The organism is Mycobacterium bulgaricum, from assembly GCF_041287165.2.
GTDB classification, from domain to species: domain Bacteria; phylum Actinomycetota; class Actinomycetes; order Mycobacteriales; family Mycobacteriaceae; genus Mycobacterium; species Mycobacterium bulgaricum.
The window spans coordinates 330699-352896 of sequence record NZ_JBGGKV020000005.1 but is presented as its reverse complement, the minus strand read 5'-3'; the positions used below and the strand labels follow the sequence as shown (position 1 = coordinate 352896).

The 22198-nt window shown below is 68.5% G+C and carries 22 protein-coding genes; 11 read left to right on the top strand and 11 right to left on the bottom strand.

Annotation, left to right across the window (positions count from 1 at the left end; translation table 11 throughout):
- Nucleotides 1-55: 55 nt before the first annotated feature.
- The 4 genes from ACAG24_RS16855 to ctaC all read right to left on the bottom strand — a co-directional run bounded on the left by ACAG24_RS16855 (nucleotide 56) and on the right by ctaC (nucleotide 3296).
- Nucleotides 56-736 (bottom strand): DUF2561 family protein, encoded by a 681-nt coding sequence (locus ACAG24_RS16855; RefSeq protein WP_370473570.1) that lies wholly within the window; start codon nucleotides 734-736, stop codon nucleotides 56-58.
- A 15-nt stretch (nucleotides 737-751) separates the two neighbouring features.
- On the bottom strand, nucleotides 752-1639 hold the full coding sequence (locus ACAG24_RS16850; protein WP_370473571.1) for an MmpS family transport accessory protein: 888 nt from the start codon (nucleotides 1637-1639) through the stop codon (nucleotides 752-754).
- A gap of 148 nt (nucleotides 1640-1787) precedes the next feature.
- Nucleotides 1788-2210: a cytochrome c oxidase subunit 4 gene (locus tag ACAG24_RS16845; protein WP_370473572.1), complete on the bottom strand. Its 423-nt coding sequence runs from the start codon at nucleotides 2208-2210 to the stop codon at nucleotides 1788-1790.
- Nucleotides 2211-2219: 9 nt separating this feature from the next.
- Nucleotides 2220-3296 (bottom strand): aa3-type cytochrome oxidase subunit II, encoded by a 1077-nt coding sequence (gene ctaC, locus ACAG24_RS16840; protein WP_370473854.1) that lies wholly within the window; start codon nucleotides 3294-3296, stop codon nucleotides 2220-2222.
- 82 nt (nucleotides 3297-3378) lie between these two features.
- Here ctaC and asnB point away from each other — a divergent pair, with 82 nt between their 5' ends.
- On the top strand, nucleotides 3379-5310 hold the full coding sequence (gene asnB, locus ACAG24_RS16835) for an asparagine synthase (glutamine-hydrolyzing) (protein ID WP_370473573.1): 1932 nt from the start codon (nucleotides 3379-3381) through the stop codon (nucleotides 5308-5310).
- Between the two features lie 25 nt (nucleotides 5311-5335).
- Here the strand turns inward: asnB and ACAG24_RS16830 are convergent, their stop codons facing one another.
- Entirely contained in the window at nucleotides 5336-6307 is a 972-nt protein-coding gene (locus ACAG24_RS16830; protein ID WP_370473574.1) for a carbohydrate kinase family protein, read from the bottom strand.
- A gap of 167 nt (nucleotides 6308-6474) precedes the next feature.
- Here ACAG24_RS16830 and ACAG24_RS16825 point away from each other — a divergent pair, with 167 nt between their 5' ends.
- On the top strand, nucleotides 6475-7143 hold the full coding sequence (locus ACAG24_RS16825; RefSeq protein WP_370473575.1) for an Rv0361 family membrane protein: 669 nt from the start codon (nucleotides 6475-6477) through the stop codon (nucleotides 7141-7143).
- A 1-nt stretch (nucleotide 7144) separates the two neighbouring features.
- Here the strand turns inward: ACAG24_RS16825 and ACAG24_RS16820 are convergent, their stop codons facing one another.
- Together ACAG24_RS16820 and ACAG24_RS16815 are read right to left on the bottom strand one after the other, a co-directional pair.
- The gene (locus tag ACAG24_RS16820; protein WP_370473576.1) at nucleotides 7145-7522 is read right to left on the bottom strand and encodes a HesB/IscA family protein; all 378 of its coding nucleotides are present in this window, start codon (nucleotides 7520-7522) and stop codon (nucleotides 7145-7147) included.
- 112 nt (nucleotides 7523-7634) lie between these two features.
- Nucleotides 7635-8714 carry a glycerate kinase family protein gene (locus tag ACAG24_RS16815; protein WP_370473577.1) on the bottom strand — a complete coding sequence of 360 codons (1080 nt, stop codon included), beginning with the start codon at nucleotides 8712-8714 and terminating at the stop codon, nucleotides 7635-7637.
- Between the two features lie 61 nt (nucleotides 8715-8775).
- Between ACAG24_RS16815 and ACAG24_RS16810 the strand changes: the two genes are divergently transcribed.
- From ACAG24_RS16810 to ACAG24_RS16800, 3 genes are read left to right on the top strand one after another with little or no spacing between them, the layout of a single operon-like run.
- Nucleotides 8776-9474, top strand: coding sequence for a DUF3043 domain-containing protein (locus ACAG24_RS16810; RefSeq protein WP_370473578.1), 699 nt, complete (start codon nucleotides 8776-8778; stop codon nucleotides 9472-9474).
- Nucleotides 9471-10526, top strand: a complete 1056-nt coding sequence (gene cobT / locus ACAG24_RS16805) for a nicotinate-nucleotide--dimethylbenzimidazole phosphoribosyltransferase (RefSeq protein WP_370473579.1) — start codon at nucleotides 9471-9473, stop codon at nucleotides 10524-10526. The genes ACAG24_RS16810 and cobT overlap by 4 nt, the downstream gene beginning before the upstream one ends.
- Entirely contained in the window at nucleotides 10523-11251 is a 729-nt protein-coding gene (locus ACAG24_RS16800; RefSeq protein ID WP_370473580.1) for an adenosylcobinamide-GDP ribazoletransferase, read from the top strand. The genes cobT and ACAG24_RS16800 overlap by 4 nt, the downstream gene beginning before the upstream one ends.
- On the opposite strand, the gene ACAG24_RS16795 is transcribed toward ACAG24_RS16800, so the two are convergent.
- Entirely contained in the window at nucleotides 11248-12351 is a 1104-nt protein-coding gene (locus ACAG24_RS16795; RefSeq protein WP_370473581.1) for a branched-chain amino acid aminotransferase, read from the bottom strand. The two genes, ACAG24_RS16800 and ACAG24_RS16795, sit on opposite strands and share 4 nt — an antisense overlap.
- Before the next feature lie 32 nt (nucleotides 12352-12383).
- Nucleotides 12384-13481 (bottom strand): glycine cleavage system aminomethyltransferase GcvT, encoded by a 1098-nt coding sequence (gcvT, locus tag ACAG24_RS16790; protein WP_370473582.1) that lies wholly within the window; start codon nucleotides 13479-13481, stop codon nucleotides 12384-12386.
- A 41-nt stretch (nucleotides 13482-13522) separates the two neighbouring features.
- Here gcvT and ACAG24_RS16785 point away from each other — a divergent pair, with 41 nt between their 5' ends.
- Nucleotides 13523-15043 carry a leucyl aminopeptidase gene (locus tag ACAG24_RS16785; RefSeq protein ID WP_370473583.1) on the top strand — a complete coding sequence of 507 codons (1521 nt, stop codon included), beginning with the start codon at nucleotides 13523-13525 and terminating at the stop codon, nucleotides 15041-15043.
- Here ACAG24_RS16785 and ACAG24_RS16780 read toward each other — a convergent pair whose 3' ends face one another.
- Together ACAG24_RS16780 and ACAG24_RS16775 are read right to left on the bottom strand one after the other, a co-directional pair.
- A complete protein-coding gene (locus tag ACAG24_RS16780; RefSeq protein ID WP_370473855.1) occupies nucleotides 15044-16450 on the bottom strand; it encodes an SDR family oxidoreductase in 1407 nt (468 codons plus the stop codon). It lies immediately after the preceding gene.
- A gap of 36 nt (nucleotides 16451-16486) precedes the next feature.
- On the bottom strand, nucleotides 16487-16840 hold the full coding sequence (locus tag ACAG24_RS16775) for an oxidoreductase (protein WP_370473584.1): 354 nt from the start codon (nucleotides 16838-16840) through the stop codon (nucleotides 16487-16489).
- 160 nt (nucleotides 16841-17000) lie between these two features.
- Between ACAG24_RS16775 and sucB the strand changes: the two genes are divergently transcribed.
- From sucB to ACAG24_RS16750, 5 genes are read left to right on the top strand one after another with little or no spacing between them, the layout of a single operon-like run.
- A complete protein-coding gene (gene sucB / locus ACAG24_RS16770; RefSeq protein WP_370473585.1) occupies nucleotides 17001-18878 on the top strand; it encodes a 2-oxoglutarate dehydrogenase, E2 component, dihydrolipoamide succinyltransferase in 1878 nt (625 codons plus the stop codon).
- 12 nt (nucleotides 18879-18890) lie between these two features.
- Nucleotides 18891-19802, top strand: coding sequence for a TIGR01777 family oxidoreductase (locus ACAG24_RS16765; protein WP_370473856.1), 912 nt, complete (start codon nucleotides 18891-18893; stop codon nucleotides 19800-19802).
- Nucleotides 19803-19812: 10 nt separating this feature from the next.
- Nucleotides 19813-20511 (top strand): lipoyl(octanoyl) transferase LipB, encoded by a 699-nt coding sequence (gene lipB / locus ACAG24_RS16760; protein ID WP_370473586.1) that lies wholly within the window; start codon nucleotides 19813-19815, stop codon nucleotides 20509-20511.
- Complete coding sequence (gene lipA, locus ACAG24_RS16755; RefSeq protein ID WP_370473587.1) at nucleotides 20508-21461, top strand: lipoyl synthase; 954 nt, start codon at nucleotides 20508-20510, stop codon at nucleotides 21459-21461. The genes lipB and lipA overlap by 4 nt, the downstream gene beginning before the upstream one ends.
- Nucleotides 21445-22197, top strand: a complete 753-nt coding sequence (locus tag ACAG24_RS16750) for a DUF4191 domain-containing protein (protein WP_370473588.1) — start codon at nucleotides 21445-21447, stop codon at nucleotides 22195-22197. The genes lipA and ACAG24_RS16750 overlap by 17 nt, the downstream gene beginning before the upstream one ends.
- Nucleotide 22198 lies beyond the last annotated feature (1 nt).

Genomic DNA, 22198 nt, shown 5'->3' with positions numbered 1-22198 from the left:
GCCCCAGCCGAAATGGCTGGGGCGGACTGGTTTTTGGGATGTCAGAGGGACACGATCAGCTGCCCAACTCGGTGCGGAGCTCGCGCAGGAAGTACCACGGGATGGCGACCATGCCCACCGTGACGACAGCGGCGAGGCCGTAGAGCACCCAGGATGCGGTCGCGTTGTCGACCGCCATCAGATAGGTGGCTGCGGAGACGAGCAGGGTCGCCGCCCCCATCGCGCACACCAGAGCAGCGGTGTTGCGAAGCCACAGCCGGTCGATGGCCGGCGAATCGGCGACGGACGCCGTGGCCGTGGGCGACTGCAGAATCCGCGGCAGCCGCCCGCTATTGGTGTCCACCGGAGGCGGCGGGACGCGAAGCTTCTCGGTCGGCGCGTCGCCGGTGCGCGACGGGGTCTGGGTCCTGTCAGCGGTCTGCTGGGCCATCCGCCTCTCCACCGGCGTCAGTTCCTCGTCGGGCGCCCGCCTGGCCCTCAGCAGCAGCGGCACGGCAGCGACGATCACCGCCGCTGAGACACCGATGATCGTGTATAGGATCCATGGCGTACCGGAGTCACCGGTGGACTCCTTGTGTCCGCCGGCCAGGTCGACCAGGGCGACCGTGGCGGCGACGCCGGCGCCCAGCGCGGCCAGCCATACGGCGACGGAGCCGCCGAGGAGCAGGCGGTCGGTGCGGTCGAGCGCGGCGACGTCGAATCCCGCGCCGGGCCTCGTATCGGTGAGATATGTCATCGGCGGTGAGTTGGCCTAACAGCTTGTCTGAGCGGCATTGCCGGTGTTGGAGGACAACACCGTCCCGTCGCTCGTGGTGATCGAACAGTTCAGTCGGCTGACCAGGAACAGGCTCGACGCCTGCACCGAGCCGACCTCGGACTGGGAGATCGGGGTGACGGTCAGCGACCACGGGATGTAGACGTTGCGCTGGGTGCGACTGCGTCCGGACGCGTCGATGTAGGTGACGGTGATGATGTCGCCCGGCGCCTTGGTACCGGTGACCGAGTACGTCACCTGGCGTGGCCCTGCCCGCGTCGTGGTCGTCGGCGGTGGAGGCGGCGCCTCGGTCGTCTGCGGCGGCGGAGGCGGAGGGGCTTCGGTCGGCGGCGGCGGAGGCGGGGGCTCGGTCACCGTGACGGTCTCCGGCGGCGGAGGGGGTGGCGGCGGCTCCGTCGTGGGCGGGGGCGGCGGTGGCGGAGGGGGCGGTGTCGTCGTCAGGATCTCGTCCTGGATCGGCGGCGCCGACTGGGTGGTCGTTTCCGGGGTGGCCAGGTTGTCTGTCTCCGTACGGGTCACCAGAACCGACACCGACACCACGAGCGCGATCGCGGCGACGATCGCGACGACCCCGACGACCCACGGCCAGCGGGGCGGCGGGGGGAGGTCACCGGGGTCGCCGGCGTCATAGCTGTCGTAGTCGTACGGCACGATGTCCGACGACGCCGCGTAGGCGCTGCTGACGAACTGTTCGGATTCCGGCGCGGAGTAGGCGCGGGAGTAGAAATCCGTCTGCCCGGTGTCGGGGTTGTCGGCTCCCGCACCGGTGACGTTCTGGGTCGCGTCGTCGGACGCGCCACCCGGCTCCTCGCCTGGATCGCCAGAGCTGCCAGAGTCCCGCCCGGGAGGATTCGGCCCGCTCATCTACGTCTATCCTTTTCGACTGCTTCTGCAGCGCCGGTGGTTGCCACAGCGGCTCATGGCGCCTCGGCAACACTACCCAACGGCGACACTCGAACAGACTTCCCGAGGCGGGTTGCGGGCCAACTCATGCCCTGATTGTGACCTTCGGTCAGTGCTTCTCAGGCCCGGTGTGGTACTCGAACACCAGCCCGGCGACGGTCGTCAGGATGAAGCACACGCCGGCGATGATCAGCCATGGCAGCCACATCGCCATGCCGACCGCGGTGATCGAACCCGACAGGGCGATCATGATGGGCCACCAGCTGTGCGGGCTGTAGAAACCGAGTTCGCCCGCGCCGTCGGCGATCTCGGCGTCCTCGTAGTCCTCGGGCCTGGTGTCCAGACGGCGGGCGACGAAACGGAAGAAAGTTCCGGTGATCAGGGTCAGGCCGGTGGTCAGGGCCAGAGCCGTGGTGCCCGCCCATTCCACGCCCCCGGGATCCTGGAAGAGGTGCGTCAGCACGCCGTAGACGACCGTCGACAACGCGAAGAACGCAGTCAGGAACTCGAACAACCTGGCTTCGATATGCATGTGCCGTCCTTACCTGGTCGCCTCGGGCACCCCGGGTGCCAGTTCTCCGCGGCGGCTGTCGAATGGCCGTGTGGTGACGGCCAGCGGCGGCTGGTTGATCGCCTGCAGCGCCTCGGCGTTGGTCTTGCCGCCCTCGCGCTGAGCGAGGTAGGCCTTGAAGTCGTTGGGCTCCACGACCCGCAGCTCGAAGTTCATCATCGAGTGGTAGGTGCCGCACATCTCCGTGCACCGGCCGACGAACGCACCGGTCTGGAAGATCTCGCTGATCTGGAAGATGTTGTCGGAGTTGTTTTCCTTCGGGTTCGGCAGCACGTCGCGCTTGAACAGGAACTCCGGCACCCAGAACCCGTGAATGACGTCGGCCGACGCGATCTGGAATTCGATCCGCTTGCCCGACGGAACGACCAGGACCGGGATCTCGCTGGTGGAGCCGAGCGTCTCGATCTTGTCGAAGTTCAGGTAGGTGCGATCCTCTGGGCTCTTGCCCGCAATGGCGCCGGCCAGCTCGCCGCCGTGGCCGTCGCCGCCCTCGGGCTGCGAGGTCATGGCTTCTTTGCGCTCGTTGTCGACGCCGTCATAGGACATCGTGCCGTCGGCGAACTCCACCTTCTGGTAACCGAACTTCCAGTTCCACTGGTAGGCGGTGACGTCGATGACGACCTCGGGGTTCGGCTCCTTGTTGAGCATCTCCTCCTGAACCACGACGGTGAAGTAGAAGAGCACCGAGATGATGATGAAGGGGATGACGGTCAGGGTCAGCTCGAGCGGCATGTTGTAGCCGAACTGGCGCGGCAGTTCGGTGTCGCCGGCCTTCTTGCGATGGAAGGCCATGGTCCAGAACAGAAGGAGGTAGACCAGGCCACCCACGACGAATGCCGCGATGACCGAACCGATCCACAGTTCACGGTTGAGGTGAGCCTCCGGGGTGATGCCGTTGGGCCATCCGAGGCCGAGGGCCTCAGACCAACTGCATCCGCTGAGTAGCACCGCCGTCCCGCCCAGGAGCAGGGACAATGCCACCAACTTCAGGCCGCGAGCGGGCACGTTGGCGCCTCCTACAAAGTCTCTGGACCGGGGGCCGGTCAGACGGCTGCACTGAATACTACGCAGCGTAGACCACGCCCCCGGGCGGGAGCGAAGCGACCGGACGATTGGGCATACTGGCGCGGTGTGTGGACTGCTTGCGCTGGTAACCGACCCGTCGTCTGACGTCTCCCCCGCGATCGTCGACGCAGTGTCGGGAGCCTCGGCCCAGATGCGTCACCGCGGCCCCGACGAACCCGGCACATGGAGCGACACCCGCGTCGTGCTCGGCTTCAACCGGCTGTCGATCATCGACATCGCCCACAGCCACCAACCGCTGCGATGGGGCCCGAGTGAGGCGCCCGAGCGCTACACCCTGGTGTTCAACGGCGAGATCTACAACTACCTGGAATTGCGTGAGGAACTCGCCGCAGAATTCGGCGCGGCCTTTCACACCGACGGTGACGGGGAGGCCATCCTGGCCGCCTATCACCACTGGGGCACGGGCGCGCTGACCCGGCTGCGCGGCATGTTCGCGTTCGCGCTGTGGGACACCGTCGAGCAGGAGCTGTTCTGCGCGAGGGACCCGTTCGGCATCAAGCCGCTCTACATGGCCACCGGGACGGGCGGTACGGCGGTGGGCAGCGAGAAGAAGTGTCTGCTCGATCTTGCCGACGATCTCGGCGTCGACCTCGCCATCGACGAGCGCGCCGTCCAGCACTACACGGTGTTGCAGTACGTCCCCGAGCCCGAGACGCTGCACCGCGGCATCCGCAGGCTCGAATCCGGCAGCTACGCCCGCGTGCGGCCCGGCGCGCAGCCCGAGGTGAAGCGATACTTCACGCCGCGCTTCGCGGCGGTTCCGTTCGCTGCCGGTGCAGAGCAGGCGCGCTACGACGAGATCACCGCGGTCCTCGAGGACTCGGTGGCCAAACACATGCGCGCCGACGTGACGGTGGGGGCGTTCCTGTCGGGCGGCATCGACTCCACGGCGATCGCCGCGCTGGCGATGCGGCACAACCCGCGGCTCATCACGTTCACGACGGGCTTCGAACGCGAGGGCTTCTCGGAGGTCGACGTGGCGGTGGCGTCCGCGGAGGCCATCGGCGCACGGCACGTCACCAAGGTCGTCGGACAGGAGGAGTTCGTCGCCGCGCTTCCCGAGATCGTCTGGTATCTCGACGAACCTGTCGCGGATCCGGCCCTGGTGCCGCTGTATTTCATCGCCAAGGAGGCACGCAAGCACGTCAAGGTGGTGCTGTCCGGCGAGGGCGCCGACGAACTGTTCGGCGGTTACACCATCTATCGAGAACCGTTGTCGCTGAAGCCTTTCGACTACCTTCCTCGCGGGGTTCGCAAATCGGTGGGCAGGATGGCCGGCCCCCTGCCCGAGGGGATGCGCGGCAAGAGCCTGCTCCATCGCGGATCGCTGACGCTCGAGGAGCGGTACTACGGCAATGCCCGCAGCTTCTCGGACGCCCATCTACGCGCCGTACTGCCCGGGTTTCGCGAGGATTGGGTGCACACCGACGTGACTGCGCCGGTGTATGCGCAGTCGCAGGGCTGGGATCCCGTCGCGCGGATGCAGCACATCGACCTGTTCACCTGGCTCCGCGGCGACATCCTGGTCAAGGCCGACAAGATGACCATGGCCAATTCGCTGGAGTTGCGCGTCCCGTTCCTGGATCCCGAGGTGTTCGCGGTGGCGTCGCGACTGCCCTATGACCAGAAGATCACGAGGTCGACGACGAAGTTCGCGCTGCGCCGCGCGCTTGAGCCCATCGTGCCCGCCCATGTGCTGAACCGGCCGAAACTGGGTTTCCCCGTGCCGATCCGGCACTGGCTGCGCGCGGGTGAGCTGCTGGAGTGGGCGTATTCGGTCGTCGGCTCGTCACAGGCCGGCCACCTGGTCGATCTGGCCGCGGTACGCCGGATGCTCGACGAACATCGAAGCGGCACAACCGATCACAGCCGCCGGCTGTGGACGGTGCTGATCTTCATGCTGTGGTACGCGATCTTCGTCGAAAAGAGCGTCACACCGCAGATCAGCGAGCCGACCTACCCGGTCCAGATCTAGAGGGCCCCTGCGCGCGCTGTCGGCGCTAAAGCGCCGCGGCGATTTCCTGAGCCGCCTCCGCGCCGAAGGCGTCGGACAGGCGCGTGACCGCGGAGTCCTTGTCCCAGGCCCATTCCTGAGGGCCGGGCGCCTCGAGCACCAGCGTCGCGACCAGCGAGGCGAGCTGAGCCGAACGCTCCAGCGACAGGCCGGCGTCGCGGCCGGTGAGGAAGCCCGCGCGGAACGCGTCACCGATTCCGGTCGGGTCATCCTTGTGGGTCTCGGGCACGACGTCGACGTGGATGAAGGTGCCGTCGCGGCCGACGAGGTCGACGCCCTTCTCGCCGAGGGTGGTGACGCGGAGTTCGATCTGGCTCATCACCTCGGCCTCGGACCAGCCGGACTTCTGCAGCAGCAGGTCCCACTCGTAGTCGTTGGTGAAAAGGTAGGTCGCGCCGTCGATCAGCTTGCGGATCTCCTCACCCGACAGCCGGGCCAACTGCTGGCTCGGGTCGGCGGCGAATGCCAGCCCCAGAGCCCGGCATTCCTCGGTGTAGAGGAACATCGCCTCCGGATCGTTGGCGCCGATGATCGTCAGGCTGGGCGATCCCGTCTTGGCGACGATGTCGGCGAGTTTGATGTTGCGCGATTCCGACATGGCGCCGGGATAGAACGAGGCGATCTGGGCCATGTCCTCGTCGGTGGTGCAGACGAACCGTGCCGTGTAGGCGCTGTCGGAGACGAGCACGTTGTCACAGTTCACGCCGTGCGAGGTGAGCCACTGCCGGTAGTCGTCGAAGTCCGCGCCGACCGCGCCGACGAGGGTGGGGTTACCGCCGAGCACGCCCATCGCGAAGGCCATGTTGCCCGCGACGCCGCCGCGGTGCATGACGAGGTCGTCGACGAGGAAGCTCAGCGACACCTTCTGCAGGTGGTCGGCCAGAAGCTGCTCGGAGAACTTCCCCGGAAAGCGCATCAGATGGTCAGTTGCTATCGATCCGGTCACCGCGATGGTCACGCAGTCCCACCCTTCGTCGTCTCAGCGTTTCAGCCTAGTGTCGGCCGATGTCATCGGCAGGGTCACGAACAGGGTCCACGCGTCGAGGTGCGCTAACCTGCCTATAAGTGCCTGCCCGGCCACTGTAGATGCCGCAGGATCCGACCGACGTTCCCGGGAGCAAATTGATGACTGGTCCCTACCCGCCCCCATACGGCGCTGGACCAGCAGGCCCTCAGATGTATCCGGAGCCTTACCCCCAGCAGACCTATCCCCCGATGGCACAGCCCTACCCCGGCGGTGCCGACGCGTCCTACCCCGGCACGCTGCCTCCGCCCGTGCAGTATCCGAAGCGCAGACGCGGCCCATGGGTCGCGATCGCCGTCGCGGTGGTGGCTGTGCTGGCGGTGGCCGGTGTGATCGCCGCGGTGGCGCTGAGCGGAGGACGGGACGAGCAGGCGGCGACCGGCGCGTTGACGGACACGTCCGCGCAGGCGGCGATCCAGGACTACCTCGACGCGCTGTCCAACGGAGATGACGAACAGGTCGCGCGCCACACGCTGTGCGGATTGTTCGATTCGGTCAAGGAGCGGCGGTCGGATCTCGCGCTCGCCGGACTCTCCAGCGACGCGTTCCGCAAGCAATACGACAGCGCCGAGGTCACGTCCATCGACAAGATGGTGCTGTCGTCGCCCACGCAGGCGCAGGTGCTGTTCACAATGCGGGTGTTGCCCGCCAGCGGTTCGTCACGAAATCAGCCTCAGGAGGCTGACGAGCAGGCCGTCGCGCAGCTGATCTCGGTCGACAACGAGATCCTGGTGTGTTCGTATCTGCCGCGGACGGCCGGCCAGTACTAGCTCAGTTGAACGAGTCGCCGCAGGCGCACGAACCGGTGGCGTTCGGGTTGTCGATGGTGAAGCCCTGCTTCTCGATCGTGTCGACGAAGTCGATGGTGGCGCCCTGCACGTAGGGGGCGCTCATCCGGTCGACGGTCAGTTCGACACCGCTGAAGTCCACGGTCAGGTCGCCGTCGAGCGAGCGGTCGTCGAAGAACAGGTTGTAGCGCAGGCCGGCGCATCCGCCCGGCTGGACGGCGATCCGCAGCGCCAGGTCGTCACGACCCTCCTGGTCGAGCAGGGCCTTCGCCTTGGCTGCCGCGGCATCCGTCAGGGTCACGCCGTGCGCAGCCTCGGTGGTCTGGCCAGCCTGCACAGCCGACTCGTCCTGAACAGTCATGGAATCTCCCGTGTGGATGTACGTGGGTGGAGCCGGTCTCCCCGGCGAATCGAGGGTGGCTCCACCTTCTCAACGGTACCTGGTTTCGGCCGTATTCCCCATCGACGGCGGGCTACTGCCATCCCGCGGCGACCTCGGTGGCCAGTCCGGTGAGCTGGTTGGCTGCGTCCTCGATCGCCTTCTCCACCGATCCCGCGTGTTCGGTGAGGGAATGGGCGGACTCGATCCCCGCCGCCTGCAGCGCGGGCTCGCCGAGCGTGACCTGCCCGGCGAGCACCAGCACCGGGATGTGGTGCGAGCGGGCCCCCGCGGCCAGCGCGCTGACGACCTTTCCGTGGAGCGACTGGTCGTCGAATCGCCCTTCGCCGGTGATGACCAGGTCGGCGGCCGCGACATCGTTGCTCAGGCCGGTGTGTTCGGCGATGATCGCCGCGCCCGACTCGCGGCGACCGCCGAGCGCGAGCAGCGCGGCACCGATACCCCCGGCCGCACCCGCGCCCGGATCGTCGCTGACCCGCCGGCCTGCGGCCGCGTCGAGTTCCTCGGCCCACGCGGTGAGCCGCTGTTCAAGCACGGCGACGGTTTCGGTGTCGGCGCCCTTCTGCGGTCCGAACACCGAGGCGGCGCCCATCGGGCCGAGCAGGGGATGTTCGACGTCGCTGGCGGCGATCAGTTCGACACCGTCGAGCAATTCGCGGGCGCCGCTCAGCCCCCCGAGCGCCTCGACCATCCCGCGGCCGCCGTCGGTGCTTCCGCTGCCGCCGAGTCCGACCACGATGCGGCCGGCCCCCGCCGCGTGCGCGGCGGCGATGAGCTGGCCGACTCCCCTACTGTGCGCATCGAGTGCGGTGCGGACGGTCGGCGGGCCGCCGAGCAGCGCGAGTCCGCACGCCTGCGCGCACTCGATGTACGCCGTCACCGGGGGGTCGGAATCGAGCACCCACTGCGCCTCCACGTCGACGTCCAACGGCCCGCTGACCGTGAGCGTTCGGACCTCGCCCAGCCGGGTTGCCAGCACCTCGACGAACCCGGGTCCGCCGTCGGACTGCGGCGCGAGCGTCAGTGTGTCGCCGGGGCGCGACGTCCGCCACCCCTGCGCGATGGATTGCGCGGCCTGCACTGCGGTGAGACTGTCGCCGAAGCAATCCGGGGCGATCAGCACGGTTCTGGCGGGGGACTCGGTGCCTGTCACCACGGCAGACTATCCCGGCACGGATTGGGTGCGCCGTCCGCGGAGAAGTAACCTGGGAGCCGTGAAGCTGCTGGGCCGCAAGAGCGACGACGCCGGAGATCGAGGGGACGCCGACCCTTCCACGAACGTCTCAGGGAAGGCCGCCGTGAAAGCCACCGACGATGCACCGGTGGAACGCGTCACCACGGCCCCGAAGGGCAAACCGACTCCGAAGCGCAGCGAGGCGTCGCGTCGGCGCGGCCCCGTCGCACCGGCTCCGATGACCAGCGCCGAGGCCAGGAAGCGGCGCAAGGAACTGCGCGGTCCGAAGCTGTCCCGCGAGGAGCGCAAGGCCGAGCGCGCGGAACGGCGCACCGATATGAATCAGCGCCGCGAGCGGATGATGGCCGGCGAGGACGCCTATCTGCTGCCGCGTGACAAGGGCCCGGTGCGGCGCTACGTGCGCGACGTCGTCGATTCGCGGCGCAACCTGCTCGGTCTGTTCATGCCCGCCGCGCTCGGCATGATCTTCATCATGCTGGCCGTCCCGTCGGTCCAGGTGCAGGCCCTCGTCTCCCCCGCGATGCTTGTGCTGGTGGTGATCATGATCGTCGACGGCTTCATCCTCGGCCGCAAGGTGAACAGGCTGGCCGATGCGAAGTTCCCCGACAACACCGAATCCGGCTGGAAGCTCGGCTTCTATGCCGCGAGCCGTGCCTCGCAGTTGCGGCGGATGCGCGCGCCTCGGCCCCAGGTCGAGCGCGGCACCCGCGTTGCGTGACGCCGCAGGTGGGGTATTTTCCTGACGTTCCCGCACCCGACACCGAGGCCGCGGCGGCCGCGAGGAGTCGGCAGGCCGTTCTGACCAAGCCGGCGGGTGCACTCGGCCGCCTCGAAGATCTGTCGATCTGGGTGACGGCGTGCCAGGGCCACTGCCCGCCCACGCAGTTCCAGCGGGCCCGGGTGGTGGTGTTCGCCGGTGATCACGGCGTCGCCGCGTCCGGGGTGTCGGCGTATCCCGCGGAGGTGACCGCGGCGATGGTCGCCAATTTCGCCTCGGGCGGCGCGGCCGTGAACGTGCTCGCCGAGGTGGCCGGCGCCGGGGTGCGGGTCGCCGACATCGCCGTCGACAGCGAGGAGCCGTTGTCGACGGCTATCGGCGCACACAGGATTCGCCGATCCAGCGGCAACATCGCCATCGAGGACGCGCTGACCCCCGATGAGGTGGTGGCCGCGATCGATGCGGGTCGCGCGATCGCCGACGACGAGGTCGACTCGGGAGCCGATCTTCTGATCGCCGGTGACATGGGCATCGGGAACACGACACCCGCGACGACGTTGATCGCGGCGATGACCGATTCCGAACCGGTAGCGGTGGTCGGTCGCGGGACCGGGATCGACGACGCCGGCTGGTCGCGCAAGACCGGGGCGGTCCGCGATGCCCTCTACCGGGCCCGTCGCATCACCGCGGATCCCATTGCGCTGCTTCGCATGTGCGGCGGCGCGGACCTGGCCGCGATGACCGGTTTCCTCGCCCAGGCCGCGGTGCGGCGTACTCCGGTGCTGCTCGACGGCGTGGTGGTGACGGCCGCGGCGATGGCGGCCGACAATCTCGCGCCCGGTGCGCGGCTGTGGTGGCGGGCAGGTCACCGCTCCACCGAACCGGCGCATTCGCTCGCGCTGAGCCATCTCGATCTGGAGCCGATCGTGGAACTCGACATGCGCCTCGGCGAGGGTTCGGGCGCTCTGGTCGCACTGCCGGTCCTGCGCGCCGCGGTGGCCACCCTGGCTTCGATGGCCACGTTCGAGGAAGCCGGGATCAGCGGGTCGTGATCCGTTCGCTCGCAGGCGCTTTCGCATTTTCGACGATCCTGCCTGTGCCCGCTCGTATCACCGCGAACGTCGGACGCGGCGTGTTGACCGCGCTGCCGGTGGCCGGAGCGGTGCTCGCTGCGCTGGCCGCCGCGACATGGTGGGCAGGGTCGGCGGCCTTCGGCGACGGTGCGCTGGCCGGCGCGGTGACGGTGGCGGTGCTGCTGCTGGCCACCCGCGGACTACACATCGACGGCCTTTCCGACACCATCGACGGCCTGGGCTGTTACGGACCGCCCGAGCGTGCGCTGGCGGTGATGCGCGACGGCAGGGCCGGGCCGTTCGGGGTCGCCGCCGTCGCGGTGACGGTCCTGCTTCAGGCCCTGGCATTCGCCGACGCGGGTTGGCAGGGGGTGTTCGTCGCGGTCGTGGCGGGCCGGGTAGCCGTCGTCGCCGCGTGCCGACGCGGGGTCCCCGCTGCGGCAGGCAGCACCCTGGGTGGATTCGTCGCCGGGACGCAGCCCCTGTGGGTGGTGGTCACCTGGATCGCGGCGGTCGCCGGGGTGGCGGCGACGGCGACCGAACGACTCTGGCAGGGTCCGCTCGTGGTGCTGGTCGCGGTGGCGTGCAGTGCCCTACTGGTCGCGCACTGTGTGCGCAGGTTCGGCGGCATCACCGGCGATGTGCTCGGCGCCGCGGTCGAGGTGACGACGACGGTTACGGCACTCGGCCTCGCGGTCGGCTAGGACAGCCGGGCCATCCAGCCGTGGGTGTCGGCGAAGGTGCCCCGCTGGATCCCGGTGAGGGTGTCGCGCAGCGCCATGGTGATCTCGCCGGGTTCGCCGTCGGCGATGGTGAACTCACCGTCGGTGTGCTTGACGTGCGACACCGGGGTGATGACGGCGGCGGTACCGCACGCGAACACCTCGGTGATCTCACCCGCGGCGGCCTTCTTCTGCCACTCGTCGACGTCGATCTTGCGCTCCTCGACGGCGAAGCCTGCATCAGTTGCCAACTGCAGCAATGAGTCTCGTGTGATCCCGGGTAGCAGCGAGCCCGACAGCTCCGGGGTCACCAGGCGGGCGGTGCCGCCACTGCCGAACACGAAGAACAGGTTCATGCCGCCCATCTCTTCGACGTAGCGGCGCTCGATCGCGTCCAGCCACACCACCTGGTCGCAACCGTGCGAGGATGCCTCGGCCTGCGCGAGCAGCGAGGCGGCGTAGTTGCCACCGAACTTCGCCGCACCGGTGCCACCGGGCGAGGCGCGGACGTACTCGTGCGACAGCCACACGCTGACCGGCTTGATACCGCGCGGGAAATACGCGCCCGCCGGGGACCCGATCACCATGTAGCGGTATTCCTCGGCCGGACGGACACCGAGGCCGGGCTCGGTCGCGAACGTGAAGGGCCGCAGGTACAGCGACTCCTCACCGCCCGCGGGGGGCACCCACTGCTCGTCGACGGCGATCAACTGGCGCAGTGACTCGATGAACAACTCGTCGGGCAGTTCCGGGATGGCAAGGCGCCGGGCCGAGTTGCGCAGCCGGGCGGCGTTCGCCTCGGGCCGGAACGACACGATCGACCCGTCGGCCCACCGGTAGGCCTTGAGCCCCTCGAAGATCTCCTGCGCGTAGTGCAGGACGATCGCCGACGGGTCCAGCTCGATGGGTCCGTAGGGGGTGACGCGGGCGTCGTGCCAGCCCTTTCCGACGGTGTAGTCGATGGAGACCATGTGGTCGGTGTGGAACTTGCCGAAGCCAGGATTGGCCAGGATTCCGGCCCGTACCTCGTCGCCCGCCGGATTCGCATTGCGATCAACGGTGAACTCGAGGCGATCAGTCATGCAGCAGATTGTATAACCGGCTGCCCAGCGATTTACCGGGTGCGGGTGTCGACGAACGGCGGCTTGACCACCTCGCACTCCACCTGACGGCCCCTGACGTCGACGGCGACGCGCGCGCCGTCGGCGACGTCGGCCGCGGTGTCGATCAGCGCCAGCGCGATACCGACTTTCAAAGTGGGAGAGAAGGTTCCGGACGTCGTGCGGCCGATCGGGGTTTCTCCGTCGAGCACCGTGAGGTCCGGCCGCAGCACCCCGCGCCCGATCGCCTTGAGGCCCCGCAGGGTGCGTCGGGGGCCCGCCTCTTTCTCGGCGAGCAGGGCGTCGCGGCCCCAGAACGCCTCTTTCTTCCAGCCGACGGCCCACCCGGTTCTCGCCTGCAGGGGCGAGATGTCAAGGGACAGCTCGTGTCCGTGCAGCGGATAACCCATCTCGGTGCGCAGCGTGTCGCGCGCCCCGAGACCGGCCAATTCGCCGCCGGCGAACTTCACCGCCTCCACCAGTTCGTCGAAGACGACCGCGGCCTGATCCCACACTGGCAGCAGTTCGTAGCCGTGCTCGCCGGTGTATCCGGTCCGGCACACCCGGACGTCGACGCCCCCGAACTGCGCGTCGGCGTATTCCATGTAGTCCATCTCGGTGAGCAGGCCGAGTGCGCCCAGCACGAAGGCCGACTGGGGACCCTGCACGGCCAGCACGGCCCGCGACCGATGCTCGTCGGTGATGGTCACCCCGTCGGGGGCGCGCTCCTGCAGCGCGGCGACGACCGCTGCGGTGTTCGCGGCGTTGGGCACGAGGAAGATCTCGTCGTCGGAGACGTAGTAGGCGATCAGATCGTCGATCACGCCACCGGATTCGGTGCAGCACAGCGTGTACTGCGCCTTGCCAGGGCCGATCCGGCGCAGGTCGTTGGTGAGGGCGCTGTTGACGAATTCGGCGGCGCCCGGACCTTTCACCAGCGCCTTGCCGAGGTGGCTGACGTCGAAGAGTCCGACGGTGGTGCGGGTGGCGGTGTGCTCGGCGACCGTTCCGGCATAGGACACCGGCATCAGCCATCCGCCGAATTCTGCAAAGCTCGCTCCGAGCTCGCGGTGCCGGTTCTCCAGGGGGCCTGCCAACAGGTTGTCGCTCACGACCAACCAGCCTAGTAGCCGAGTGGTTAGGGTGAACCCTCGTGAGCCCTTCCCCCGGTTACCTGTCCCCCGCCGTCACCGTTGCGAGCGCTCTGCCCAAGCGGCGGGTCGACTCGTCGGTCCTGATCGTCCCCGTGGTTTCCGGGTCCGAGGACGGTGACCGCGCGACCGTCGTGGCCAACTCCTATCTGGACGCCGAGGCGGTCGGCGAGATCGAGGTGGCGCTCGAGGCGCTCGGCGCCAAGGGCGGAAACGAGCAGCTCACGCGCGTCGTGGTGCCCGCCCTCCCGGTCGGCAGCGTGCTCGCGGTGGGGCTGGGCACTTCGCGAGACGAGTGGTCCGCGGAGACGATCAGGCGCGCGGCGGGCGTCGCCGCCCGGTCGCTTTCGGGCGTCGAGAACGTCTACACGACGCTGTCGGATCTGGATCTGGAGGCGGCGATCGAGGGCCTGGTGCTGGGCGCCTACCGGTTCTCCGAGTTCCGCAGCGACAAGACCGCACCCAAGGACGCCGGCGTCGGCAAGATCACCGCGCTCGCCGCCGACACCAAGTCGGCGACCAAGGAGGCCGCGGCCCGCGGCGAGGCCATCGCGACGGCCGTCGCCACGGCCCGCGATTTCGTCAACACCCCGCCGAGTCACCTGTTCCCCGCCGAATTCGCCAAGCGGGCAAAGGCTTTGGGCGAAGATGTGGGACTCGACGTCGAGGTGCTCGACGAGAAGGCGCTGGCCAAGGACGGCTACGGCGGAATCATCGGGGTCGGCAAGGGCTCGTCGCGCCCGCCGCGGCTGGTCCGCCTCGCCCACCGCGGTGGCGGTCGCAAGGGCAAGAAGGTCGCGTTGGTCGGCAAGGGCATCACCTTCGACACCGGCGGCATCTCGATCAAGCCCGCCGCGAACATGCACCACATGACCTCTGACATGGGTGGTGCCGCCGCCGTGATCGCCACCGTCGTGCTGGCTGCCCGCCTGCGACTGCCGATCGATGTGGTCGCTTACGTGCCGATGGCCGAGAACATGCCGTCGGCGACGGCGCAGCGGCCGGGTGACGTGCTGACCCAGTACGGCGGCATCACCGTCGAGGTGCTCAACACCGATGCCGAGGGCCGGCTGATCCTGGCCGACGCGATCGTGCGGGCCTGCGAGGACGGGCCCGACTACCTGATCGAGACGTCGACCCTGACCGGCGCTCAGACCGTCGCGTTGGGCGCCCGCACACCGGGCGTGATGGGTAGCGATGACTTCCGTGACCGGGTCGCCGAGATCTCCCAGGGTGTCGGCGAAAACGCGTGGGCGATGCCGCTGCCCGAGGAACTCAAAGACGACCTCAAGTCCACCGTCGCCGATCTGGCCAACGTCAGCGGATCGCGCTACGCCGGCATGCTCGTCGCGGGCACATATCTGCGTGAGTTCGTCGCCGACGGCGTGCAGTGGGCCCACATCGACATCGCGGCGCCTGCGTACAACTCCGGCGGGCCGTGGGGTTACACCCCCAAGGGCGGCACCGGGGTGCCGACGCGCACGATGTTCGCGGTGCTGGAGGACATTGCGGCCAACGGCTGATCACATGATGTTGCCGCCGCGGGCGGCGCTGCGCATGGCCTGCGGCAGCGCGTGCGCGGCGCCGTAGACGAAGTACGCCTCGGTGGTGACCGGGCGCACCGGCTTGTTGCTCTTCACCGCGGTCACGATCGCCCTCGCGACCTTGTCCGGCCCGACGCGCCGCACCGCGAAGCCGCGGCGCACGCGGTGCCGGATCGCCTCGGTGTCGTAGCTGCGCTCCTCGGGCAGCGAGAAGCGCGTCGTGTTGACGATGTTGGTGCCGATGATGCCGGGACAGATCGTCGTCAATCCGATTCCGTGCGAATCCAGTTCTGCGCGTAGACAATCCGAGAACATGAACACCGCAGCCTTGGACGTGCAGTAGGCGTTCATCACGTTGACCGGGGTGTAGGACGCCATCGATGCGACGTTGACGATGTGCCCGCCGACGCCGCGGTCGCGCAGGCGCGTCCCGAACGACCGGCATCCGTTGACGACGCCGCCGAGGTTGATGTCGAGCACCCGGTCGTACTCCTGGGCGGGCGTGTCGAGGAAGAACCCGGCATGCCCGACGCCCGCATTGTTGACGACGACATCGGGCACCCCGTGCTCGGCGCAGACCTGATCGGCGAACTCCTCGACGGCGGCTGCGTCGGCCACGTCCACCGTGTAGCTGAAGGCCTGCCCGCCTACGGCGGCGACGAGTCGCGCCGTCTCCGCCAGCCCGGCGGTGTCGACGTCGCTGATGACGACGTCGGCGCCCTCTCGGGCGAAGGCGAGCGCGGTTTCACGGCCGATGCCGCTGGCGGCTCCGGTGACGGCGACGAGCGTGTCGCCGAACGCCTTGCGTGGCCGGCCGATCTGGGCGCGTAGCAACTCACGCGGGGCGGGTGCGCCTTCGAGGTGGTCGACGAGTTGGGTGACCGAGCGCGCGAGTACGTACGGGGTGGCGTGGCCCCCCTTGACGTCGCGCCGCCACAGCCGCGACGCCCGGACGCCGATGTCGTCGTAGAACCGCGGGCTGACGCGCCGGTCGCCAGCGATGACGATCAGCTGGACAGGAACGTCGACGGGATCTGCGCCCGCGACGGGCGCCCGCTTCCCGAGCAGGCCCAGCTTGTCGGCGATGCGCCGGTGGCGTGCGGCGTGCGCCGGGCCGGAGGCCGAGGTGAATGACGCGACCCGGTCGGATGCCCCGGGCTGCGTGAGGTATCGCCACACGGCTGCTGATCCCCCGCCGTGCGCGAGCACGTGCAGGGCGTCGCCGTCCCACTCGCGGAGGGTGGCGGCGGCGCTGTCCGCATCGGCACGGGCGATCCTGAAGCGGTCCGACAGCAATGCCACCACGGGATCCCACACCCGTTCGGTGTCGGGATGTCCGTGCACCAGGAGAAGCGTCGGCCCGTCGTTGTTGCCCTCGAAGTGCATCCGCTGCGCGCTCACGAGCGGACAGTACCCAAGCGGTCAGCTGTCCAGCTCGTCGCGGGCGGCCCGCTTGCGTTCGACGCGTTTGCGTGCGTCATAGTCGCGCATGCGCTGCGGATAGCCGACCTTCTGCACGTCGTAGACCGGGATCTTGAGGCGGTCGGACAACCGGCGGGCACCGGCGTCTCCTCCGGTGCGCCGCCGGGTCCATTCACCGTCGGCGGCCACGAGCACAACGGTGAGTTCGGTGACCGTGGTCTTGGGCTCGATGAAGGCTTCGACACCCTGATGTTCGGCGACCCACTGATGCAGATAACGAAGATCTGCCTGGGGGTCGCGGGTGGCCGATCCACCTTTGCGGCTCCGACCGCGGAGCCTGTCGAACAGTCCCACCTGGGCTTGCTCCTTCCGGCATCCCCTCGCCACTTCTTGACTTCGATAGTGCCAGAGCAAGTCGTAGACCCGTCCGCGGCGAAACGGCCCGGCGGACGTGACAGGATGGGATACGACAGCTCAGATACCTCGACAGACCGTGCAAGGGAGCCACGACACTATGGCCATCTCCGTCCAGATGCCCGCACTCGGAGAGAGCGTTACCGAGGGAACAGTCACCCGCTGGCTGAAGCAAGAGGGAGACACGGTCGAGGAGGATGAGCCACTGCTTGAGGTGTCGACCGACAAGGTCGACACCGAGATCCCGTCGCCCGCGGCGGGTGTGCTGAAGAAGATCATCGCCCAGGAGGACGACACCGTCGAGGTGGGTGGCGAGCTCGCGGTGATCGGCGACGCCGACGAAGGCGACGACGACAGCGGCAGCGACGACAGCGAGGACGGCGACGACAGCGAGGAGGCCGAACCGGCCGCCGAGGAATCCGAGGACGAGCCCGAGGAGACCGAGGACGACGCCGAGCCGGAGGCCGAAGAGGAATCCGAGCCGGAGCCGGAGAAGAAGCCTGAGTCCAAGGCGAAGTCGTCGGGTGGCTCGGGGTCGGCCACGTCGGTGAAGATGCCGGAGCTGGGCGAGTCCGTCACCGAGGGCACGGTCACCCGCTGGCTGAAAGAGGTCGGCGACAGCGTCGAGGTCGACGAGCCACTGGTCGAGGTGTCCACCGACAAGGTCGACACCGAGATTCCGTCGCCGGTGGCGGGCACGTTGCTGTCGATCACCGCCGAGGAGGACGACACCGTCGAGGTCGGCGGCGAGCTCGCGAAGATCGGCGACGCCGATGCCGAGGAAGAGTCCGAGCCGGAACCCGAACCCGAGCCCGAATCCGAGCCCGAGCCCGAACCCGAACCCGAGCCGGAACCCGACGAAGAGCCGAAGCAGACCAAGCCCGAGGCGAAGCCGTCCGAAGAGGCCAAGCCCGAGCCGAAGGAAGAGCCCGAGCCGAAGGAAGAGCCGAAGCAAGAGTCCAAGCCCAAGGACGAGCCGAAGCCCAAACCCGAGCCGGAGTCCAAGCCGCAGCCCAAGCCCGCGGCCGGCGAGTCGGGCGACAGCCCCTATGTGACACCGCTGGTACGCAAACTCGCCAGCGAGAACAACGTCGACCTGTCGACGGTCAAGGGCACAGGTGTCGGTGGACGCATCCGCAAGCAGGATGTGCTCGCCGCGGCGGAGGAGAGCAAAGCGCCCAAGGCCGAGCCGGCCGCCGACGCGCCGTCGAAGCCCGCGGCGTCCGCGCCTGCGCAGGAAGGCGCACTGGCCCACCTGCGCGGCACCACGCAGAAGGCCAACCGGATCCGTCAGATCACCGCCAAGAAGACGCGCGAATCGCTGCAGACCACGGCGCAGCTGACACAGGTCCACGAGGTCGACATGACCAAGATCGTGGCCCTGCGCGCCAAAGCGAAGGCCAGCTTCGCCGAGCGCGAAGGCGTCAACCTGACCTTCCTGCCGTTCATCGCCAGGGCCGTCATCGACGCGCTGAAGGTGCACCCGAACGTCAACGCGAGCTACAACGAGGAATCCAAGGAGATCACGTACTACGACGCCGAGAACCTCGGCTTCGCGGTCGACACCGAACAGGGTCTGCTCTCCCCGGTCGTGAAGAACGCGGGCGACCTGTCGCTGGGCGGGCTGGCCCGGGCGATCTCCGACATCGCGGCGCGGGCACGCTCGGGCAACCTGAAGCCCGACGAGCTCTCCGGTGGCACGTTCACGATCACCAACATCGGCAGCCAGGGCGCATTGTTCGACACCCCGATCCTGGTCCCGCCGCAGGCCGCGATGCTGGGCACCGGCGCGATCGTGAAGCGCCCCCGGGTCATCGTCGACGAGTTCGGCAACGAGTCGATCGGCGTTCGGTCGGTGTCCTACCTGCCTCTGACCTACGACCACCGCCTCATCGACGGCGCCGACGCAGGCCGGTTCGTCACGACGGTCAAGCGCCGCCTCGAAGAGGGTGCGTTTGAGGCCGATCTGGGGCTGTAGACAGCAGTGTCGTTGCCATCGGATTCGGTTGTCGCGATTGCGGGGTCATCCGGTCTGATCGGTACCGGGCTCGTGTACGCGTTGCGGGCCACCGATCACCGGGTCATCCGCATCGTGCGGCGTGCGCCGTCGAACGCCGATGAGGTGTTCTGGAATCCCGACACCGGCGAGTTCGACGCGAACGCGCTGCGCGGGGTTGATGCCGTCGTGAACCTCTGCGGTGTCAACGTCGGGCAGAAGCGGTGGTCGGGTGCGTTCAAGCAGAGCCTGCGCGACAGCAGGATCGGCCCGACGGAGGTACTGGCCAACGCGGTCGTCGAAGCCGGTGTACCGGTTCTGGTGAATTCCAGCGCGGTGGGCTACTACGGCGACACCGGCAGCACACCGGTCGACGAGACCGCGGGGCCCGGCCACAACTTCCTGGCCAGGCTTGCCATCGACTGGGAGGCCGCGACCAGCGTGGCCGCCGAGTCCGGCGTCCGGGTGGTGCTGACACGGACCGGCCTCGTCATGGCGCCGTCCGGCGGCATGCTGGGGCGGATCAAGCCGCTGTTCTCGCTCGGGCTGGGCGCCCGCCTGGGCAACGGCAGGCAGTACCTGTCCTGGATCAGCCTCGAAGACCAGGTGCGTGCCATGCTGTTCGCGATCTCGCACGAGGACGTGTCGGGTCCGGTCAACATGACCGGACCTGCTCCGGTGACCAACGCGGAGTTCACCACGGCGCTGGGCCGTTCGGTGAACAGGCCCACGGCACTGGTGGTCCCGGGGTTCGCCCTGCGCGCCGTGCTCGGGGAATTCGCCGACGAGGGGGTGCTCGGCGGTCAGCGCGCCATCCCGGCGGCGTTGGAGCGGGCGGGTTTCCAGTTCCACCACAACACCATCGGCGAGGCGCTGGCGTTCGCCACGGCTTCGCAGCGTGAGTAGCGTCGACGGTATGACGTCATCGATCCGGTCGGGCACCGACCCGGTGCAGGTCCGCGCGCTCGGTTCGGTGGACTATCAGACCGCGTGGGATCTGCAGCGGCAGCTGGCCGACGATCGTGTGGCGGGTGGTCCCGACACGCTGCTGCTGCTGGAACATCCACCGGTGTACACGGCGGGACGGCGGACCCTGCCCGAGGAGCGGCCGCTCGACGGCACGCCTGTCATCGACACCGACCGGGGCGGCAAGATCACCTGGCACGGTCCGGGACAGCTGGTGGGCTATCCCATCATCGGGCTGGCCGAACCGCTCGACGTCGTGAATTTCGTTCGGCGCCTTGAAGAGTCGTTGATCACGGTCTGCGCGTCATTCGGGTTGGAGACGGGACGCGTCGAGGGCCGGTCCGGCGTCTGGGTGGAGGGCGACGGCCTTCGACCGGCCCGTAAGATCGCCGCGATCGGCATCCGGGTGGCGCGGGCGACGACGCTGCACGGCTTCGCGATCAACTGTGATTGCGATCTCGGCGCGTTCGGCTCGATCGTGCCGTGCGGCATCGCCGATGCCGGGGTGACGTCGCTGACCGCGGAGCTGGGCCGCACCGTCGGGGTGGCCGACGTCCTCGACCGGGTGGCCGACGCCGTTCTGGACGCGCTGGACGGCCGCATCGCGGTCGGTGTCGCGCCGGGCGCGAGCGTAGAATCAGCACAGTGAGTATCGCTCCTGACGGCCGCAAGCTGCTGCGTCTGGAAGTACGCAATGCCGAGACGCCCATCGAGCGCAAGCCGCCGTGGATCAAGACCAAGGCGAAGATGGGGCCGGAGTACAAAGAGCTCAAGGGTCTGGTGCGCCGTGAGGGTCTGCACACGGTGTGCGAGGAAGCGGGCTGCCCCAACATCTTCGAGTGCTGGGAAGACCGGGAGGCCACCTTCCTGATCGGCGGTGAGCAGTGCACCCGCCGCTGCGACTTCTGCCAGATCGACACGGGCAAGCCGGCCGAACTCGACCGCGACGAACCGCGCCGCGTCGCCGAGAGCGTGCAGGCGATGGGCCTGCGCTACTCCACCGTGACGGGCGTCGCGCGCGACGATCTGCCCGACGGCGGCGCATGGCTGTACGCCGAGACGGTTCGCCAGATCAAGGAACTCAACCCGAACACCGGCGTCGAGCTGCTGATCCCCGACTTCAATGCCGACCCCGCGCAACTGAACGAGGTCTTCGAGACGCGTCCGGAAGTGTTGGCGCACAACGTCGAAACCGTCCCCCGCATCTTCAAGCGGATCCGGCCGGCGTTCCGGTACGAGCGCAGCCTGTCGGTGATCACGGCGGCCCGCGACTTCGGCCTCGTCACCAAGAGCAACCTGATCCTCGGCATGGGTGAGACTCCCGACGAGGTCCGCACCGCGCTACACGACCTGCACGACGCCGGATGCGACATCGTCACCATCACCCAGTACCTGCGTCCCTCGCCGCGCCATCATCCGGTGGAGCGCTGGGTGCATCCCGACGAGTTCGTCGAGCACCAGCGCTACGCCGAAGAGATCGGCTTCCCGGGTGTCCTGGCCGGTCCGCTGGTGCGGTCGTCGTATCGAGCCGGAAAGCTGTACGCGCAGACGGTGGCATCCCGTGCGGCCGTATCCTTGTCCAATGGCGAAAACGCGTAACCCGGCTGAGGTCAAGGCAGCCAAGGCCGAGGCCAAAGCCGCCCGCAAGGCCGCATCGAAGCAGCGGCGCAGTCAGCTGTGGCAGGCGTTCCAGATCCAGCGCAAAGAGGACAAACGCCTTCTCCCGTACATGATCGGCGCGTTCGTGCTGATCGTCGCGCTGTCGGTGGTGGGTGGCGTGTTCGCCGGCGGCTTCACGATGTACATGCTGATCCCGCTGGGCATCGTGCTCGGCGCGCTGGTGGCGTTCATCATCTTCGGCCGCCGCGCCCAGAAGTCCGTCTACAAGAAGGCCGAGGGGCAAACCGGTGCGGCCGCGTGGGCATTGGACAACCTGCGGGGCAAGTGGCGCGTCACCCCCGGCGTGGCGGCGACGGGCCACTTCGACGCCGTCCATCGCGTGATCGGTCGCCCGGGCGTGATCTTCGTCGGCGAGGGGTCCGCCACCCGCGTCAAGCCCCTGCTCGCGCAGGAGAAGAAGCGCACTGCACGCCTCATCGGCGACACCCCGATCTACGACTTCATCATCGGCAACGGCGAAGGCGAGGTACCGCTGGCCAAGCTGGAACGGCACCTGAACAAGCTGCCCGCCAACATCACCGCCAAGCAGATGGACTCCCTGGAATCGCGCCTGGCCGCACTCGGCACCAAGGTCGGTCCCGCCGCAATGCCCAAGGGCCCGTTGCCGGCGCAGGCCAAGATGCGCGGCGTGCAACGCACCGTACGGCGACGCTGAC